This window comes from Actinomadura hibisca NBRC 15177 (assembly GCF_001552635.1).
GTDB classification, from domain to species: Bacteria; Actinomycetota; Actinomycetes; order Streptosporangiales; family Streptosporangiaceae; genus Spirillospora; species Spirillospora hibisca.
Genome location: NZ_BCRO01000164.1, coordinates 1 through 920, shown reverse-complemented (window position 1 = coordinate 920; position 920 = coordinate 1). Strand labels below are relative to the sequence as shown.

The following is a 920-nucleotide window of genomic DNA, read 5'->3' as shown; positions in this document are numbered from 1 at the left end:
GGAGGGAGAACTCATCTTGAGGCAGGCTTCCCGCTTAGATGCTTTCAGCGGTTATCCCTACCGAACGTAGCCAACCAGCCGTGCCCCTGGCGGGACAACTGGCACACCAGAGGTCCGTCCGTCCCGGTCCTCTCGTACTAGGGACAGATCCTCTCAATTCTCCTACGCGCGCAGCGGATAGGGACCGAACTGTCTCGCGACGTTCTAAACCCAGCTCGCGTGCCGCTTTAATGGGCGAACAGCCCAACCCTTGGGACCTACTCCAGCCCCAGGATGCGACGAGCCGACATCGAGGTGCCAAACCATCCCGTCGATATGGACTCTTGGGGAAGATCAGCCTGTTATCCCCGGGGTACCTTTTAGCCGTTGAGCGACACCACTTCCACACGTAGGTGCCGGATCACTAGGCCCTGCTTTCGCACCTGCTCGACATGTCTGTCTCACAGTCAAGCTCCCTTGTGCCCTTGCACTCGCCACCTGATTGCCAACCAGGCTGAGGGAACCTTTGGGCGCCTCCGTTACTCTTTGGGAGGCAACCGCCCCAGTTAAACTACCCACCAGGCACTGTCCCCCACCCGGATACACGGGTGCGGGTTAGACGCTCAAAACGACCAGAGTGGTATTTCACCAATGACTCCACCGACACTGGCGTGCCGCTTCACAGTCTCCCACCTATCCTACACAAGACGCTTCAGGCGCCAATGCCAAGCTATAGTGAAGGTCCCGGGGTCTTTCCGTCCTGCTGCGCGAAACGAGCATCTTTACTCGTAGTGCAATTTCGCCGGGCCTGTGGTTGAGACAGCGGGGAAGTCGTTACGCCATTCGTGCAGGTCGGAACTTACCCGACAAGGAATTTCGCTACCTTAGGATGGTTATAGTTACCACCGCCGTTTACCGGCGCTTAGATTCTCAGCTTCGAC

General features: G+C 57.9%; 1 rRNA gene. It reads right to left on the bottom strand.

Annotated features, from left to right (window positions below):
* Positions 1-920 (bottom strand): 23S ribosomal RNA (locus AH6_RS41910); the annotation flags it as partial.